Genomic DNA, 16,214 nt, shown 5'->3' on the forward strand with positions numbered 1-16,214 from the left:
AGGCGAGCGCGGTGGTGGTCCTCGCGAGCCCGGCGGCATGTGTGATCGCGGGGAGCGGTGCTGACGGGGGATGGCGCCGCCATCGCCTTAAGAAAACCTCTACCTAAGCCTGCGCACCGATCACCCGCTTCAGGCGGATTCGGCGCCTCGTGGGCGATGCCGATCGGTCGATCGTGGCCGTCGTCGATGCCCGTACCGGCGCATTTTGTATCCCTACTGCGTCATAAAGATCGGATATTGGATTGAGGCGCGAGACAGCAGGGACATCGAGCTAGGCGCCTGACGATGGCGGCGGCGAGGTGGATGCGGATGGTGGCGATGGAGTCATGGACATGGCGCTGCGGCCGAACGGGGAGCGCCGCGCGGGATATAGGCTTTGGGAATGGGAGGTTTTTGGCGGGATAGCGGATGGTGGAGGGCTGAGGGGGGAATCGTCTCCATTTGGGAGATGAGGAATCCGTAGGCGGCGATGCATAGGGTGACATGGTGGTGGAAGCCGCGCCATCCGCGGCCTTCATAGTGGCCGAGGCCGCATTGCTGCTTGAGATCGAGATAGTCGCGCTCGATGCGCCAGCGCAGCTTTGTGAGGCGGACGAGTTCGGTCGTGGCGATGTCGGCTGGCAGGGTGGAGAGCCAGAAGCGGGCGGGTTCGGGGTCGCCTTGTGGCCATTCGATCATGAGCCATAGCTCGGGGGAAGGATTGGCGCGCAGGCCATCGCCATTGGCACAGCATAGCCGCAGGAAAGCGAAGCGTCCGCCGAGCGGTTCGCTCGATCCCTGGCGCCAGGTCACGGTCTGCCACGCGCTGTCGGGCAACTCGAGCGCGAGCGCCTTGACCTGAACCGGTTGATGAGCGTGCTTGGGCAGCTTCTGCTCACCAGGCCGAGGGCCACGGCGGTGCGTTCTGGAGCGTGGCGGCGGCGCCTCGCCGGGGCGCCAGACATTGGTGATGGGGCGGATCGCGACCGCGTAGGCTAAGCCCAGATCGGTCACGCCCTGGCGGAAATCGGCGGCGCCGCCATAGCCGGCATCGGCCAGCACGACGCCTGGCGGCAAGCCTTGCGCGATCGCCGCCGCGAGCTGATCGAGCGCGATCCCGGTCTTGGACCGGAAGGGGATATCCTCGGGCACCCTGGCCTTGCGCCGCCGCTCGGCGTCGTTCGCCCAGGCCTCCGGCAGGAACAGCCGGTGCGCAACCGGCAGGCTCGCCGTCTCGGTCGCCAACGACAGGCTGACCATCACCTGGCAGTTCTCGGTCTTGCCGAGTTGTCCGCAATATTGCCGCGCCACGCCGACCGAATGCTTCCCCTTCTTGGGAAAGCCCGTGTCGTCGATGATCCAGGCCTCGACCGGGCCGTCGCGCTCCACCACCGGCAGAACCTGCTCGCGGACACACGCCATCAGCGCCTCGTCCGACCAGCCTCCCTGACCCACGAAATGCAGCAGCGACTGGTGTTTCGCCGATACCCGATCAGGCCGAACCACCGCCGCCAGCGGCTCCACGCTCTTGCGCTCCACGGGAAGCAGCAGTCCCGTGCAATAATCCCTCAACGGTTCGGCTCGGTCCGCATGCCCGATCACTTTCACAAGACGATCGACATAAGCGTCAAAACGCGCTTCAATCTCCTCCGTCCAGCGACCCTCCATCCCGACCCTCCAGCTCAGTTTGAATCACCGAGCCTATCACATCTGCGCCGGTACCGAATCCCCCCTTCTTCTGACTCAGTAGGGGTATTATGTCCCCGAAACTGTGCGTCGCTTCGGCCGGCTGGCGCCACCTCGCTGATGACCAGTTTCGGGGCATAATGCTAACTCCAGCGACGCGTGCAGGCATTTAAAAACAGGGTTTGAGTTTTATATTGTGTCCCTGAAATTCACCACTAATTTCGGGGACATAATACTAAACTCCGGACCGCGCTCCAAGCTCAGGACTCGTCTTGCCCGTGATTTGTATTGCGGCGCCGACATTCAGAGGGAGGAGATCCGCGCCCGTTGGCATATGGTCAACTGCCAAGCTGTAGTGGGGCCGGTAGCCGGAGTGACCGATGATGGGTGATGTGGCGCAGAGATTTGCGATGTTTGTCGCGCTGGCGGTCCGTTTGGGTCAACGATATGCTTTGTTCATCGCAATCTTTTCCGGCCTTATCGTCGTGAAACTCGTGCTGCCGGATGATGCGAGCGATTGGCTTTCACTGTCAGTCAGTCTTCCCGTTACGCTGATCGTGTTTCAGCTGCTCTACAAATATGGCGCCACCAGCAATCGGCCCGGTCGGCACAAATGATGCTGGCAGTTGGAATGGCCGGGCGGAGAACTTGCGCTTCAAGGTCATAATGCGAAACGTTCCAGCGCAGTTAAGCCACCGCCGCCACGAACCCCTCCGCATCCACCCCGCATCCCGCAAGATACGCCAGCACCTCCGCCCGCGCAGCGTGATAGCGTTCGGCCGCGTCGTCGCGCTCGGTGGCGGGGCGGGTGCGGAGATCGGTCCAGCTGGTGGTGAGGGTTTGGGCGAGGGTGATGAATTCGGGGGCTGGTGGCATCATCGCGGGCTCCGTATCGAATGGCAGCGAATATATGAAAATCATATTCAAACGTCAACCGCAACGCGCAGTCGCGTCCAGATCGGATAGGAAAATTCCTGCGATGTTCCTTGCGGAATAGGAAAGCAACCGTCAGAACAAAAAGAGAACAAGGGAGTCGAGTCGCCCATGCGCGAGCTGGAGCGCGTCACTTTGCCCGATCCGGAATGCGAGGGCGGTTGCCAGCCCTGCTATCTGGATTGCGCGATGTGCCGCATCGTCATGATGGCAAGGCTTCGCGAAATCGAAGCGCTGCTGCGCGAGCGGCCATCGCGATCTGATCCGAAGAGGGCTCAGTGGAACCTTCGGATGGCAGAAGCTGAAGCGCATGTCGCAATGCTAGAGCCAAGGCTTCAGCAGCTGACGCCGACAGCGGGCCGGGCGGCGCCAGCGGCACAAGTGCCTGTAAAACCGGGGCGAGCGCGGCTGCACTGATCGGCGCGGGGGCGGGGGGAGGGCTGGTGCGCGCGCCGGCCGCGGCCCCCTCCGCCGCCCCGTCTCCCGCCGCGTCCAGGTCGAAGGCGGCGATCAGCGCCACCGCCTCGTCATAGCCCAGCTTGCGCCGCCGGCCGGTTTTCGCCGGATTGTAGAGCGTGGCCACATTGGGCTGCGCCACGCCCAGCACGCGCGCGATTTCGGCCTGGGTCACCCCGCGCGCCTTGAGCAGCGCCAATATCTCCTGCGCGGATTGCATGGCCAAGATCTACCGGCGCCGGTGGCGATCGTCCACCCACAGACGGGCTTGCATCGTATATACGATAATCGTATATTTCGACTCATGCTACAGACTCACCCCCCGGCCGGCGCCCCGCCGGCGATGAACCCGCGGATGGAGGCGCGCGCCCGCGCGCTGCTGTTCGCGATGTCCGGCACCGCCACGGTGCGCCAGCTTCGCGCCGAGGGCTTCGGCGTCAGTGTCGATGCGATCCGCCGGCTGCGGCGCGAGATGGTGGCCGATGGCAGCGCCCGCCGCCTCGGCGCGCGCGCCGACGGCCCACCGGTCGAGGACGAGGCCGATGACGAGGAGGAGCATCCCGCGCGCTGGGCGGAGCAGGGATCGCGGCTGCTGCTGCTGCGGATGCTGGAAACCGGGCAGCATGCGCTGGCCGATCGCGCCGCGTTCGAGGCGGCCTGCGCGGCGGCGGGCCTCGATCCGGCCGGCATCGGCGCGGGCAGCGCGGGCGGCGCGCGGTGAGCCGCGGCGGCGGCGATGATGCGGGCGCGCTCGTCGCCGCGCTGGTCGACGCCGGGCTGGCGCCGGCGCTGCTGGCGCGCGTCGCGCGGCTGCTCGGCCGGCTGGACGCGGCGGACGCCGCGCTAGCCGCCGCCGCGATCGATCCGGTGGCGGAGCGTCGCCGGGCCTATGATCGCGAACGGAAGAGCGCAGGGGCAGGGGGCGGGCGCTCCACTGGAATTCCGGCGGACCGCGCCGCGCCACCCCCCGATAAAGAAACGCCCCCCACACCCCCCAAAGAAATTAACCCCCTCATCGACCCCGCTGGCGGTGCGCCGCGTGCGCGCCGCCGCACCACCGCATCGCGGCTGCCGCCGGACTGGCAGCCCGCGCCGCTCACCCCCGGCACCATCGCCCACGCCACCGTCAACGCGTGGGAGCCGGGGCGGATCGAGCGCGAGCTGGCACGCTTCCGCGATCATTATGCCGCCGCCCCCGGCGAACGCGGGCTGGCGGCGGACTGGCAGGCGCGCTGGCGCACCTGGATCGGCAACGCAGAACAATGGGAACAGCATCGCAATGACAACCGCACGCGCCATCGGCCCCCGCGCGAACGGCCGCTTCACCGATCTTCCGCCGGATCCGCCGCCGCTGCCGGTGACGATCCCGCCTTCAACAACCCGCTGCTGGGCGCCGTGCTTGCCGCCGCGGCTGGGCGCAGCGCTGGAGGGGGCTGAGCGATTGTTCGACCTGCCGCTGCCGACGCCCGCCGAACGCGGCGCGCTGGCCCGCGCCATCGCCGAGATCGAGGCGGCGGGGCGGGGCGCGCCGGTGGCCGCGATCGACATCGCCATCGGCAAGCTCGCGCTCGCCTTCCCGCCGGTGAAGCAGAGCGAGGCCGCCGCCACCGCGCGGCTGGCGCTCTATCGCGAGGCGCTGGCCGACCTGCCGGCGGACATATTGGCGGAGGCGGTCGCCGCCTGCATCCGCCGCTGCCGCTTCTTCCCCACCGTCGCCGAGATTCGGGAGGGCGCGCGCGGCCCGCTGGCGCTGCGCGAATGGCAGCTCGGGCGGCTCAGGATGCTGGCGTGGCGGCATGACCGGGAATTTCGAGGAGAGAAGCAATGACCAGTATCGCAGGCCATGCCGGGCTGACCGGGCTGTCGTGGAACGAACTGACCATCTACCGCGCGCTGGCGGAGGCCGCGGCGGCGGGGGCGCAATGCCCCAATGCCGATGCGCTCGGCGCGCTGATCCGCTGCGCCTCGCCCAGCACCACGCCCACCATCGTCGGCCGGCTGGAGCGCAAGGGGCTGATCCGCGTCGAGCGCTACCAGCGCAGCCGCCGCGTGCAGATCGTCGCGACGGGGGCGTGGACGGCGGAACCGCCCAACCAGTCCCCCCACTGGCGCGAGCGGCCCAAGGCGGGCGTGCCGGCGCCGGCGCGCACGGTGGTGGCGACGCACCAGCCGACGGTGGCGGCCGAGATCGCGGCGTGGGCGCAGAAGCGCGGCGTCTCACTGGCGGACGCGCTGTGCGACCTGGTGTTCGTGGGATGGCAGGTGGAACAGGAGCGTGGGTGAGGGGGCGCTTGTTGGTAGCCCCTCCCCTTCAGGGGAGGGGTTGGGGTGGGGGCGAGCGAAGCGAGCTTCCGCGGCAGCGGAAAAAGCGTCGCCGGGGGCATCGAGCCCCCGCCGACGCTGCTCCACCCCTTCCCCCTCCTCTGAAGAGGAGGGGCTGAAGAAGGGCAAGGAAGGGGAGGGGCAGAACAAGCTCCCCCGCCGCTATGACCGCGCCGCCGTCATCCCGCGCATCTTCGCGGAGGTCGCCACCGGCCGCTCGCTCTCCGCGGTGCTGCGCGCCGGTGCCGAGCGGATGCCCGCCGAGCGCACCTTCTGGGGCTGGTACATGGAGGACGAGGCCGTCCGCACCGGCCTCGCCCGCGCGCGCGCGGCGGGGGCGGAGGCGATGCTCGACCAGGCGCTCGACATCGCCGACGGCGTCACCGAGACGGGCAAGGACGCCGCGGAAGCGGTCGCACGCTCCAAGCTGCGCATCGACACGCGGCTGCGCTACGCCCAGCTCGTCGCCCCGCGCCGCTATGCCGGCCGCGATGACGGCGGCGCCACCCCCGAAGACCCGCCCGAGCCGATCGACGAGGTGCTGGCGCTCACCCGCCTCGCAGCCCTTGCCGATGCGCTGCAGCGCCGGCTGGGGGCCAAGGAACCATGCGACGCGGAGGAATGAGCTGATGATCCCCAGCACCCCGGCCGAATGGGAGCGGCTGCTCGCCATCGCCTCGCCCGCGGAACGCGCCGAGATCGAGGCGATCCTCGCGGCGGACCTGCGCGACATGCCCTGGCGCCCGCAGGTGGGGCGGCAGGCCGAATGCGCGCAGAGCGCGGCGTTCGTCACCGGCTATGGCGGCGCGGCGGGCGGCGGCAAGACCGATCTCATCGCCGGCCTCGCGCTCACCCGCCACCGCCGCAGCGTGATCTTCCGGCGCGAGAAGATCCAGACCGAGGGCGTCATCCAGCGCCTCGCCGAACTGCTCGGCTCCACCGCCGGGCACAACGGCCAGAAGGGGGTGTGGCGGCTGCCCGGCGGCGGCATGGTGGAATTCGGCGGGCTCGACGCGCCCGACGATCACCGCAAATGGCAGGGCCGCCCGCACGACCTGAAGGCCTATGACGAGGTGACCGAGATGCGCGAGGCGCAGGTGCGCTTCACCATGGGCTGGGCGCGATCGGCGGACCCGGCGCAGCGCTGCCGCGTGCTGATGACGTTCAACCCGCCCACCACCAGCGAGGGCCGCTGGGTGATCGACTATTTCGCGCCCTGGCTCGATCCCAACCACCCGCGCCCCGCCGGGCCGGGCGAGCTGCGCTGGTTCACCACGCTGGGTGGGCGCGACGTGGAGGCGGCGGGCCCCGAGCCGTTCGTGCTGTTCCGGGGCGAACCGCTGACCGATTTCGATCCGGCCGAATTCCCGCCCGAGAAAGTGATCGTGCCGCTCAGCCGCACCTTCATCCCCAGCCGCGTGACCGACAATTATTTCTACGTGAAGTCGGGCTATCTCAACACGTTGCAGGCGCTGCCCGAGCCGCTGCGGACGCAGATGCTGCAGGGCGATTTCGCCGCCGGCGTGGCGGACGACCCGTGGGCGGTGATCCCGGCGAGCTGGGTGGATGCGGCGATGGCGCGCTGGCGCGCCGGCCCTGCGGCCCCGCCCGGCGCGATGGACAGCCTCGGCGCCGACATCGCCGCCGGTGGCCGCGACGACATGGTGATCGCGCGCCGCCACGGCGCCTGGTTCGACGTGCCGATCATCATCCCCGGCCGCGACATCCCGCAGGACCGCGCCGGCCCGGAAGCCGCCGCGCGGGTGATCATGGCCCGGCGCGACCGCGCGGTGGTGCATGCGGACGTCGTCGGCTGGGGCCTTTCCTGCGTCAATTTCCTGAGCGCCAACGACGTGCAGGTGGTGCCGGTGAACTTCGCCCGCGCCAGCCGGGAACGCACCGCGGACGGCCGCCTGGCCTTCGCCAACCTGCGCGCCGAAACCCTCTGGCGCCTGCGCGAAACCCTCGATCCCACCGCCGCCACCCCCGCCGCACTCCCCCCACACCCCCAGTTGCGTGCAGACCTCACCAGCTACCGCTGGGACCTGCGCCCGACCGGCATCTTCATCGAACCCAAGGAAGCGCAGAAGACGCGGCTGGGACGATCGCCGGACTTCGGCGACGCCTATGCGATGGCCAACATGGCGACCTTGAAGACGGAGACCTGGAAAGAACTGCGCGCGGCGGCGAAGGGCGGGGACCGCTATGCGGAGCTGGAGTGAGCTGAAAGCAGCGATTGCCGCACGCCCCGAGGGGAGGGGGGATGGTTTGGCGCCTGTCTCAACATTCCGGGCAAACAAAAAAGGCGGCGCCGGAGCGCCGCCCTTATCTGGTGCAGACTGGCTGCTTGTTAACCGCCAGACCACGATCTCTGAAGTGCTCAGGCTAGCTGTTCGAGGTCGCCGGTCAAGCCCTGATGACGAAATCTCATCGGGTTTGGAGTGAATCCAGGCTTGCCCCGCCCGCCGAACCCTGATCGGTTCCCCGCATTGGGGGAGGATGGATATGGCGTGGCGGCTCGGGCTCGATCTTGGCACCAATTCGCTTGGCTGGGCGGCGCTGTCGCTCGATGCGGCGGGGGCGCCGGATGCCATTCTGGCAGCCGGATCGCGCATCTTCGGTGATGGCCGCGATCCGCAGTCGGGCACGTCGCTGGCGGTGGATCGCCGCGCGGCGCGGGCGGCGCGGCGGCGGCGGGACCGGTTCAAGCAAAGGCAGCGCGCGCTGCTGAAGCATCTCGAGGCGGACGGGCTGTTCCCCGCCGATCCCGAGGTGCAGCAGGCGCTGGCCGCGCTCGATCCCTATGCGTTGCGCGCGCGGGCGCTGGACGAGGCGCTGAGCCTGCATGAGATCGGCCGGGCGCTGTTCCACCTCAACCAGCGGCGGGGCTTCCAGTCCAACCGCAAGGCGGATCGCGGCAAGGATGAGGATGCGGGCAAGATCGCGATCGGCGTCGATCGGCTGAAGGATGCCATCGCGGCGGCGGGCGCGCGGACGTTCGGCGAATTCCTCCGCCAGCGCCGTGCGGGCGCCACCGGCGAGAATCAGATACCCAGCGTGCGGACGCGGCTGCGCGCCGAGACGGGCGAGGGGGCGAAGGGCAGCGGCTATGATTTCTATCCCAGCCGCGCGCTGCTGAAAGACGAGTTCGACGCGATCTGGCATGCGCAGGCGGAGCATCATCCCAAGGTGCTGACCGACGAGGCCTATCACCGCCTCCACGAGATCGTCTTCCGCCAGCGCCCGTTGAGGGCGCCGAAGGTGGGCGCCTGCACCCTGGTGCCGGGCGAAGCGCGGCTGCCCAAGGCGCACCCGCTGTTCCAGCGCCGCCGGCTGCTTGAGGAACTGAACGCGCTGATGATCGTCCGCGCCGGCGCGGTCGCGGAACGGCTGACGCCGGAGCAGCGCGACCTGCTGCTGCTCAAGCTGAAGGACAAGGGTAAGGTCACGTTCAAGAGCCTGCGCGAGAAGGTGCTGAAGCTGGACGGCGATGCGCGTTTTAACAAGGAAAGCGAGCACCGCACCGAGTTGAAGGGCGATGAGGTCGCCGCGGAAATGGGCGGCAAGACGCGCTTCGGCTCCTTGTGGCCGCACCTTTCCACGGAGCAGCAATGGACGGTGATCGAGCGGCAGCAGGCGCTGGAGAGCGATGCCGACGAGGCGGCGTTCCGCACCTGGCTGGTCGAGACGCACAAGCTGACAGCCGAGCAGGCGAGGGCGGTGGCGGGCGCGCGGCTGCCCGCTGGGCATGGCCGCTTCGGGCTCACCGCCACCGCGGCCCTGCTCGCCGCGTTGCGCGATGGCCGCACGCCCGAGGGGCGCGGCCCGAATGCGCCCGCGACCGAAGCGGGCCGGGTGGTGGTCTATAGCGAGGCGGCGGCGATCGCCGGCTATCATCACAGCGATCACCGCAGTGGCGAGGTCTTCACGGACGCCAAGGGCCGCCCGGCCTTGCCCTATTATGGCGTGCCGCTGGATCGGCATATCGTGCCGGGCACCGCAGACCCCGACGAGCCGGATGAGGCGGCGCGCATCGGCCGGCTGACCAACCCGACCGTGCATATCGCGCTCAACCAACTCCGTCGCGTCGTCAACCGGCTGATCCGCGTCTATGGCCCGCCCGCCGAGGTCGCGCTGGAACTGGCGCGCGAACTCAAGCTGTCCGAGGATGAGAAGAAGGAGCGCAACCGGGAGAACAGCCGCAACCGCCTCGATGCCGAGAAGCGGTCCTCCAAGCTCGCCGAACTCGGCCAGCGCGACAATGGCGGCAACCGCGCGCTGCTCAAGCTGTGGGAGGAACTGAACCCCGAGAATATCCTCGATCGGCGCTGCATCTATTCGGGGCGGCAGATCTCGATCGGCATGATCTTCTCGGGCGCGGCGGAGGTGGACCATATCCTGCCTTTCGACGCCACGCTGGATGATTCCAACGCCAACAAGATCCTCTGCCTGCGCGAGGCCAATCGCGACAAGCGCAAGCGATCCCCGTTCGAGGCGTGGGGCGGCACCCCGCAATGGGAAGAGATCGCCGAGCGCGCTTCCCGCCTGCCGCGCAACAAGCGCTGGCGGTTCGAGCCCGACGCGATGGAGCGCTTCGCCGAGGAGGGCGGCTTCCTCGCCCGCCATCTCGTCGACACGCAATATCTCGGCCGGATCGCTCATGACTATCTGCGCTGCCTCTATCCCGACAAGGGAGACGGCAGCAGCCATGTGTGGGTTTCGCCAGGCCGGCTGACCGAGATGGTGCGCCGCAAGCTGGGGCTGAACGGTCTGCTCGGCGACCATAATCTCGGCGCCGAACAGCCCAAGAACCGCAAGGATCATCGCCACCACGCGATCGACGCGGTCGTCACTGCGATCCTCGATCGCTCGATGCTCCAGCGTATCCAGCGGGCTTCGGGCGAGGGGGCGAGCGATGCCGAGCTGCTGCGCATCATCGTGCCCGAACCCTGGACGGGGTTTCGGGACGACCTGCAACGCGCGGTTGACCGCATCGTCGTGGCGCACCGTGCGGACCATGGCACGGTGGCCAAGGCCGCGACGCGGGGACGGGACCAGACCGCGGCCCGGCTGCACAACGATACTGCCTACGGCTTCACCGGCGAGGCGGATGCCAAGGGCACGCCGATTGTGGTCCATCGGGCGCCGCTGGGGGCGCTCAAAAAGCCCGAGCATATCGATCAGGTGCGCGATCCGCTGCTGCGCGCGGCATTGCACGATTTCACGGCGGGGCTGAGCGGCAAGCCTTTCGAGGATCGCATCGCCGCCTTCCCCCGGCTTGGGCCGCTCGACTATCGCGGCATCCGCCGGGTGCGCGTGGTGGAGCCGCTGCAGGTGATCCCGATCCGCGACGCCGCCGGCCGCGCCTACAAGGGCTATAAAGGCGATTCCAACTATCGCTACGATGTGTGGGAACTGCCCGACGGTAAATGGGAGCAGCGTGTGCTGCAAATGTACTACGCGCATCAGTCCGGCGAGCCACCGCGCCCGCATCCAGCGGCGCGCAAGGTTCTGAGCCTGCACCGGGACGATGTGCTCGCGATCGAGCGAGGGGAGGGGGGGCGAGAACTCGTCCGCGTCGTGAAATTCTCGACCAATGAGTTCACGCTAGCGCCGCTGAATGAGGGCGGGGCGCTGAAGTCGCGTCATGCGGACAAGGGAGATCCGTTCAGATATCTTTATCCCTCACCCTCGACTTTGAAAGCGTGGCGCGCACGGGAGGTGCGCGTGGACGAACTCGGCCGGGTGCTCGATCCCGGCTTCCCCGCGCGCAAGCGGCGGCGGGTCACGCGGCCCGGCCGCGCGGACGCGGATTGAGACGCGGCGGCGATGGAACGGATCGTCGACATCGCCACCGATGGCCGCCACCTCTCGGCGCATCGCGGCTTCCTGATCGTGGCGGAGGATCGCACCGAGGTGGGCCGCGTGCCGTTGGACGATATCGCCGCGGTGATCGTCCATGCGCACGGCGTCACCTGGTCGACCAATCTGATCGTCGCGCTGGCGGAGCGCGGCGCGGTGATGCTGCTATGCGGCAGCAACCACCACCCGGCCGCGATCTGCCTGCCGATCGACGGCCATCATGCGCAGAACGGCCGGATGCGCGCGCAGTGGGAGGCGAAGCGGCCGCTGGCGAAGCAACTCTGGCGTTCGGTGATCGTCGCCAAGATCCGCTGGCAGGGCGCAGTGCTGGAAGCCAACGGCCGCACCGCCGGCGCCTTCGATCTGCTCGCGCGCAAGGTGGGATCGGGTGATCCCGACAATGTCGAGGCGCAGGCGGCGCGGCGCTATTGGGGCCTGCTGATGGGCGATGATTTCCGGCGCGACCGGGAAGCGGGCGGAACCAATGCGCAGCTCAATTATGGCTATGCGGTGATGCGGGCGATGTGCGCCCGCGCGGTGGTGGCGGCCGGGCTGCATCCTTCGATCGGCATCCACCACGCCAATCGCGGGAATGCCTTCGCGCTGGCGGACGACCTCATCGAACCGTTCCGGCCGCTGGTCGATGCGCTGACGGTGCGGCTGAACGCGGCGGGCATCGCCGAGGTGACGCCGGCGGCGAAGCGCGCCTTTGCGGGCCTGATCGCGCTCGATCTGCCGGGAGCGGGCGGGTGACCACGACCGTTTCGATCGCCGCCACGCGTGCCGCGCAAACGCTCGCCAAATCCTTCCAGAGCGGCCGCGCCGCCGATCTCGTGCTGCCGCAACCACCCTCGGCGCTTGAACTCGCCGGGCTCGACGCACTGATGCGATGAGCGCTAGCCAATTGAGCGGATATCGGCTGATGTGGATCTTCGTGATGTTCGATCTGCCGGTGGGGACCAAGGCGCAGATGCGCGCCGCCACCAAGTTTCGCGAATATCTGCTCGACGAGGGGTTCGAGAAAAGCCAGTTCTCGGTCTATGCCCGCTTCTGCAACGGCAAGGAGCAGTTCGAAGCCTATATGCGGCGGATCGAGGCGAACCTGCCCGACAAGGGCGACGTTCACATCCTGAGCTTCACGGACAAGCAATATGAGAATATCATACGCTATGCCGGCCAGCGCCGCCGGCGGACGCGAAAAAATCCGGACCAGCTCGCGCTGTTCTGAGGAGATTCGAGGATGTTCCTGCTATGCCGACCGGCGATTATCTCTTGCGTTTGCAAAGGGATAATCGCCGGTCGACCATAGCTGTTCAGAGATCGCGGTCCAGCGGCAACAGCGCGGCATCGCCACCGTCTATTTCGCCGACCATAGCTGTTCAGAGATCGCGGTCCAGCGGCAACAGCGCGGCATCGCCACCGTCTATTTGGCCGACCATAGCTGTTCAGAGATCGCGGTCCAGCGGCAACAGCGCGGCATCGCCACCGTCTATTTGGCCGACCATAGCTGTTCAGAGATCGCGGTCCAGCGGCAACAGCGCGGCATCGCCACCGTCTATTTCGCCGACCATAGCTGTTCAGAGATCGCGGTCCAGCGGCAACTGCTCGCTTGCGTTGGCGTTATCACCTTTACCATAGCTGTTCAGAGATCGCGGTCCAGCGGCAACAGGTGGGTGAGGCGATCATCAAGAAGCGCGACCATAGCTGTTCAGAGATCGCGGTCCAGCGGCAACAAGACGAACCCGTGAGCATCATGGTCCTCCACCATAGCTGTTCAGAGATCGCGGTCCAGCGGCAACATGTGGCATAAGGTGCGGGCTGCGGGACGGACCATAGCTGTTCAGAGATCGCGGTCCAGCGGCAACACAGCACGAACCACAGTCTTTGCCACCCGCACCATAGCTGTTCAGAGATCGCGGTCCAGCGGCAACCCGGAAGCCTGCGGAGCGCCGCGCTTCGGCACCATAGCTGTTCAGAGATCGCGGTCCAGCGGCAACATTCGGCACCGAGGCTGATCTTGTCGTCCAACCATAGCTGTTCAGAGATCGCGGTCCAGCGGCAACCGGTGACGAGGGCGAGTGGGATGGCGTCAAGACCATAGCTGTTCAGAGATCGCGGTCCAGCGGCAACTTCGATAGCTGCGCGCATTACGACGCCAAGACCATAGCTGTTCAGAGATCGCGGTCCAGCGGCAACGCAGTTCGCTCTCACTGGTCATGGGTGGTGTACCATAGCTGTTCAGAGATCGCGGTCCAGCGGCAACGTCACCGCGGCACAGGCGTTGCGCAGCCCAACCATAGCTGTTCAGAGATCGCGGTCCAGCGGCAACGATCCTCGAGCCGAGCATCGCCCAGGCAGAACCATAGCTGTTCAGAGATCGCGGTCCAGCGGCAACTCCCGCTCATGCAGCAGGACACCTCGCAGACCATAGCTGTTCAGAGATCGCGGTCCAGCGCAACGAGATGATCCTCGTCACGACAATGCGGCGCGCCCATCCGCGCGGACCATGGGTTCGGTCGGCTTTCGCCATCGCCGCCACCCCCGCGAAACCCCCACCTACCCAAGCCCGTCGAAATGTCCGATCATGTTCTTATGATAGAGGGGGAAATCGAGAAGGCTGCGGCCGCCTTCGGCTGTTCGCTGGAAACCGCGCGGGCGGTGATGGTGCAGGCGCGGTGTCAGGCGCATGCGGCGCGGACCATATTGGTGCGGCAGGGGGAGCGGGCGGAGGAGGTGATCCTCATGCTGTTCGGGCGCGCGCGCGCGGTGATGGTGACGATGGACGGGCGCTCGTTCCGGCTGGGCGACTACAAGGCCGGCGACCTGTTCGGCGCGGTCGAGCGCGGGGCGAGCCAGCGCGCCGACGTGACCGCGACCGAAGCGACCGAGACCGCGCGGTTCCACGCGCCGGTCTTCTTCGAACTGGCGGAGCGGCACAATTGCGTGGCGCTCACCCTCTCGCGCTCGCTGCTGCGGCAGATCGCGCATCTGTCGGACCTGCTCGGCGCGCGGGTCAGCCTGTCGGCGGCGGGGCGGGTCTATGCGGAGCTCGCGCGGCTGGCGGATGCGGGCGGGGCCGCCGCCGGGATCGGGGCGGGCGGCGTACAGCGCGTCAGCCCGCTGCCGTCGGTCACCGAACTCGCATCGCGCGCGCAGACCACGCGCGAGACCGCCTCGCGGGCGCTGAGCGCGCTGGAGCGGCGCCAGATCGTCACCCGGCGCGGCACCGCGCTGGATATCGTCTCGCGGCGGCGGCTGGACGAGCTGATCGTGTGAGCTGATCGTGTGACTGGCGCCCGTGGCGTCAGGCGCCCGGCGCCATCACGCTGTACAGCTCCATATCCTCGCGATCGGCGCTGCCGGGAAGTTCGCCGATGAATTCCATCCGCGCGCCCTCGCTGCCCACGCCGCGGGCGGCGGCGGCGAAGGTACCGCTGGCGAGGAGGGTGTCGGGGCCGGCGAGCTCGGCGATGCGTTCGGCGAACTCGAAGGCGGGGCCGGCGAGGATCGTGTCCGTGCCCGGCGTGGCGCCGATGCCCGTGCTACCGATCCCCGTGCCCCCGATTTCGGTCACGATGCCGATGTGCAGCCCCAGCCGCACCGGCCCGGGCGCGGCGGCGCGCAGCGCGAGGCCGGTGCGCAGCGCCTCGGCGGGATCGCGCCAGGCGAGCAGCAGCCGGCTCGACGACCAGCGCGGCGGTGCCGCCGGCGGCGCGGCGGCAAGCAGGGGGGCGGCCGCCGCCAGCAGCGCGTCCGCGCCGGCCAGCGCGGCGAGGCGCGGCGCATCCTGCGCGCCAGGCACCACCGCGAGGATCGCGACGAGGTGGAGGCGGTCGGCGGGCGGTGCCACCGGGCTGTCGGTGCGCGCGCTGGCGATGATGTGCTGGCGGCGGCCGGCACGGCGCCACAGCCCGGCGCTGCGCGCGCTCTGGCCGGGCGACGGCGGCTGGCCCGGCGGGCAGGCGACGGGGCCGATCACCAGCTGCACCGCCTCCGACTGGAGCGCCGCCGCGTTCATCACCGCGCGGCCGGTGGCGACGAGGTCGGTCAGCCCCACCAGCAGCGCGAAGCCGCCGTCGCCGGCATCCTTCGCCTCGTCGACGATGATGGTCTGGGCCGCCGCGTCCAGCGCGCGGTCGAAGCGGCGCACCCACTGTTCGCCATGCGGGCGCACCGATCGCTCGACGAAACCGGCGACGTCGAGCGGCAATATCAGGTTGAGTTCGGCGCCGCGCGCCAGCAGCCGTTCGGCGACGATGATGTCCGCCCCCGCCGCAAGCGCGCCATAGCCGAAGCCGATGCCCTCCGCCGCGAGGATGCGGTCGATCCGCGGCACGATCTCGGCCTCGGGCAGGCTCAGCGCGAGGTGGCCGGTATAATGGAGGCTGCGCGGCGGGCGCAGCGGATCGAGCCAGCCGGCGTCGCCGCCGCGTTCGCGCAATATCGCGGCGAACTGGCGCAATGTGGAGGCATGATCCTCCCACGCTTGCGGCGCCGCGGCGATCGCGCGGGTCAGCGCCGCCTTCGCGCCGGCCTCGTCGCCCTTCAGCAGCAGCGCTTCCGCCTCGGTGGCGGTGAGCCAATAGGGCGTCTCGTCGGGCACCCCCTGCGCGATCAGGCTCAGCGCCTCGTCCGCGCGGCTCACCGATTCCGCGCGGTCGCCGGCGATCAGCGCGAGGGTCGCGGCGTTGATCAGCGGGTAGGGGGCGGGCTGGCGCGCGGCGGATGCGGCATAGGCATCCCCCGCGCGCCGCGCCTTTTCCCGCCGCGCGGCGCCGCCTGCCAGCAGCGCCTCGTCCTTCAGCAGCCGCCCCTTGAGGTTGAGGATGGCCGGGTCGTCGTCGATCCCGTCGAACCCCGCCGCGCGGAACATCTGCCAGGCATGGTCGAGCGCGCCGCTACGCGCCGTTGCGATGATGCGGAAGATGGCGGGGCTGGACGCGGTCATGCTCTATCCTCGCAGCGAGAGGTGCGGC

General features: G+C 68.7%; 16 protein-coding genes and 1 CRISPR repeat array. Of the genes, 12 read left to right on the forward strand and 4 right to left on the reverse strand.

The genetic code is table 11. The features are described 5' to 3' along the window. Positions 1–324: 324 nt before the first annotated feature. Positions 325–1,647 carry an IS701 family transposase gene (locus NX02_RS02895; protein ID WP_025290692.1) on the reverse strand — a complete coding sequence of 441 codons (1,323 nt, stop codon included), beginning with the start codon at positions 1,645–1,647 and terminating at the stop codon, positions 325–327. 398 nt (positions 1,648–2,045) lie between these two features. Between NX02_RS02895 and NX02_RS02900 the strand changes: the two genes are divergently transcribed. Next, positions 2,046–2,282 (forward strand): hypothetical protein, encoded by a 237-nt coding sequence (locus NX02_RS02900; RefSeq protein ID WP_158013870.1) that lies wholly within the window; start codon positions 2,046–2,048, stop codon positions 2,280–2,282. A gap of 70 nt (positions 2,283–2,352) precedes the next feature. On the opposite strand, the gene NX02_RS02905 is transcribed toward NX02_RS02900, so the two are convergent. After that, positions 2,353–2,544 (reverse strand): hypothetical protein, encoded by a 192-nt coding sequence (locus tag NX02_RS02905; protein ID WP_158013871.1) that lies wholly within the window; start codon positions 2,542–2,544, stop codon positions 2,353–2,355. Positions 2,545–2,800: 256 nt separating this feature from the next. Continuing rightward, a complete protein-coding gene (locus NX02_RS02910; RefSeq protein WP_025290695.1) occupies positions 2,801–3,274 on the reverse strand; it encodes a helix-turn-helix domain-containing protein in 474 nt (157 codons plus the stop codon). A gap of 135 nt (positions 3,275–3,409) precedes the next feature. Between NX02_RS02910 and NX02_RS02915 the strand changes: the two genes are divergently transcribed. From NX02_RS02915 to NX02_RS02960, 11 genes are all read left to right on the forward strand, one after another. Then, positions 3,410–3,775, forward strand: a complete 366-nt coding sequence (locus NX02_RS02915) for a hypothetical protein (protein WP_025290696.1) — start codon at positions 3,410–3,412, stop codon at positions 3,773–3,775. Next, positions 3,772–4,491 (forward strand): hypothetical protein, encoded by a 720-nt coding sequence (locus NX02_RS02920; RefSeq protein WP_025290697.1) that lies wholly within the window; start codon positions 3,772–3,774, stop codon positions 4,489–4,491. Before NX02_RS02915 ends, NX02_RS02920 begins: the two co-directional genes overlap by 4 nt. Positions 4,492–4,495: 4 nt before the next feature. Then, on the forward strand, positions 4,496–4,882 hold the full coding sequence (locus NX02_RS02925) for a hypothetical protein (protein WP_162232653.1): 387 nt from the start codon (positions 4,496–4,498) through the stop codon (positions 4,880–4,882). Continuing rightward, positions 4,879–5,337, forward strand: a complete 459-nt coding sequence (locus tag NX02_RS02930) for a hypothetical protein (protein WP_025290699.1) — start codon at positions 4,879–4,881, stop codon at positions 5,335–5,337. The genes NX02_RS02925 and NX02_RS02930 overlap by 4 nt, the downstream gene beginning before the upstream one ends. Positions 5,338–5,377: 40 nt before the next feature. Beyond that, the gene (locus tag NX02_RS32070) at positions 5,378–6,001 is read left to right on the forward strand and encodes a terminase small subunit-like protein (protein ID WP_158013873.1); all 624 of its coding nucleotides are present in this window, start codon (positions 5,378–5,380) and stop codon (positions 5,999–6,001) included. A 4-nt stretch (positions 6,002–6,005) separates the two neighbouring features. Next, on the forward strand, positions 6,006–7,598 hold the full coding sequence (locus NX02_RS02940) for a terminase (protein ID WP_039996373.1): 1,593 nt from the start codon (positions 6,006–6,008) through the stop codon (positions 7,596–7,598). 283 nt (positions 7,599–7,881) lie between these two features. Continuing rightward, on the forward strand, positions 7,882–11,193 hold the full coding sequence (cas9, locus tag NX02_RS02945) for a type II CRISPR RNA-guided endonuclease Cas9 (RefSeq protein ID WP_025290702.1): 3,312 nt from the start codon (positions 7,882–7,884) through the stop codon (positions 11,191–11,193). A gap of 12 nt (positions 11,194–11,205) precedes the next feature. Then, positions 11,206–11,991 (forward strand): type II CRISPR-associated endonuclease Cas1, encoded by a 786-nt coding sequence (cas1, locus tag NX02_RS02950; RefSeq protein ID WP_245648751.1) that lies wholly within the window; start codon positions 11,206–11,208, stop codon positions 11,989–11,991. Further along, positions 11,988–12,131, forward strand: a complete 144-nt coding sequence (locus NX02_RS33495) for a hypothetical protein (RefSeq protein WP_245648752.1) — start codon at positions 11,988–11,990, stop codon at positions 12,129–12,131. The genes cas1 and NX02_RS33495 overlap by 4 nt, the downstream gene beginning before the upstream one ends. An 11-nt stretch (positions 12,132–12,142) precedes the next feature. Then, positions 12,143–12,466 (forward strand): CRISPR-associated endonuclease Cas2, encoded by a 324-nt coding sequence (gene cas2 / locus NX02_RS02955; protein ID WP_245648753.1) that lies wholly within the window; start codon positions 12,143–12,145, stop codon positions 12,464–12,466. A gap of 74 nt (positions 12,467–12,540) precedes the next feature. Next, a CRISPR array of direct repeats spans positions 12,541–13,698; the repeat unit is 36 nt; unit sequence ACCATAGCTGTTCAGAGATCGCGGTCCAGCGGCAAC. A gap of 132 nt (positions 13,699–13,830) precedes the next feature. Next, positions 13,831–14,514 (forward strand): Crp/Fnr family transcriptional regulator, encoded by a 684-nt coding sequence (locus NX02_RS02960; protein ID WP_025290704.1) that lies wholly within the window; start codon positions 13,831–13,833, stop codon positions 14,512–14,514. 28 nt (positions 14,515–14,542) lie between these two features. On the opposite strand, the gene NX02_RS30515 is transcribed toward NX02_RS02960, so the two are convergent. After that, a complete protein-coding gene (locus NX02_RS30515) occupies positions 14,543–16,186 on the reverse strand; it encodes a TRAFs-binding domain-containing protein (RefSeq protein WP_025290705.1) in 1,644 nt (547 codons plus the stop codon). Positions 16,187–16,214: the final 28 nt, after the last annotated feature.

The organism is Sphingomonas sanxanigenens DSM 19645 = NX02 (assembly GCF_000512205.2).
GTDB lineage: Bacteria > Pseudomonadota > Alphaproteobacteria > Sphingomonadales > Sphingomonadaceae > Sphingomonas_D > Sphingomonas_D sanxanigenens.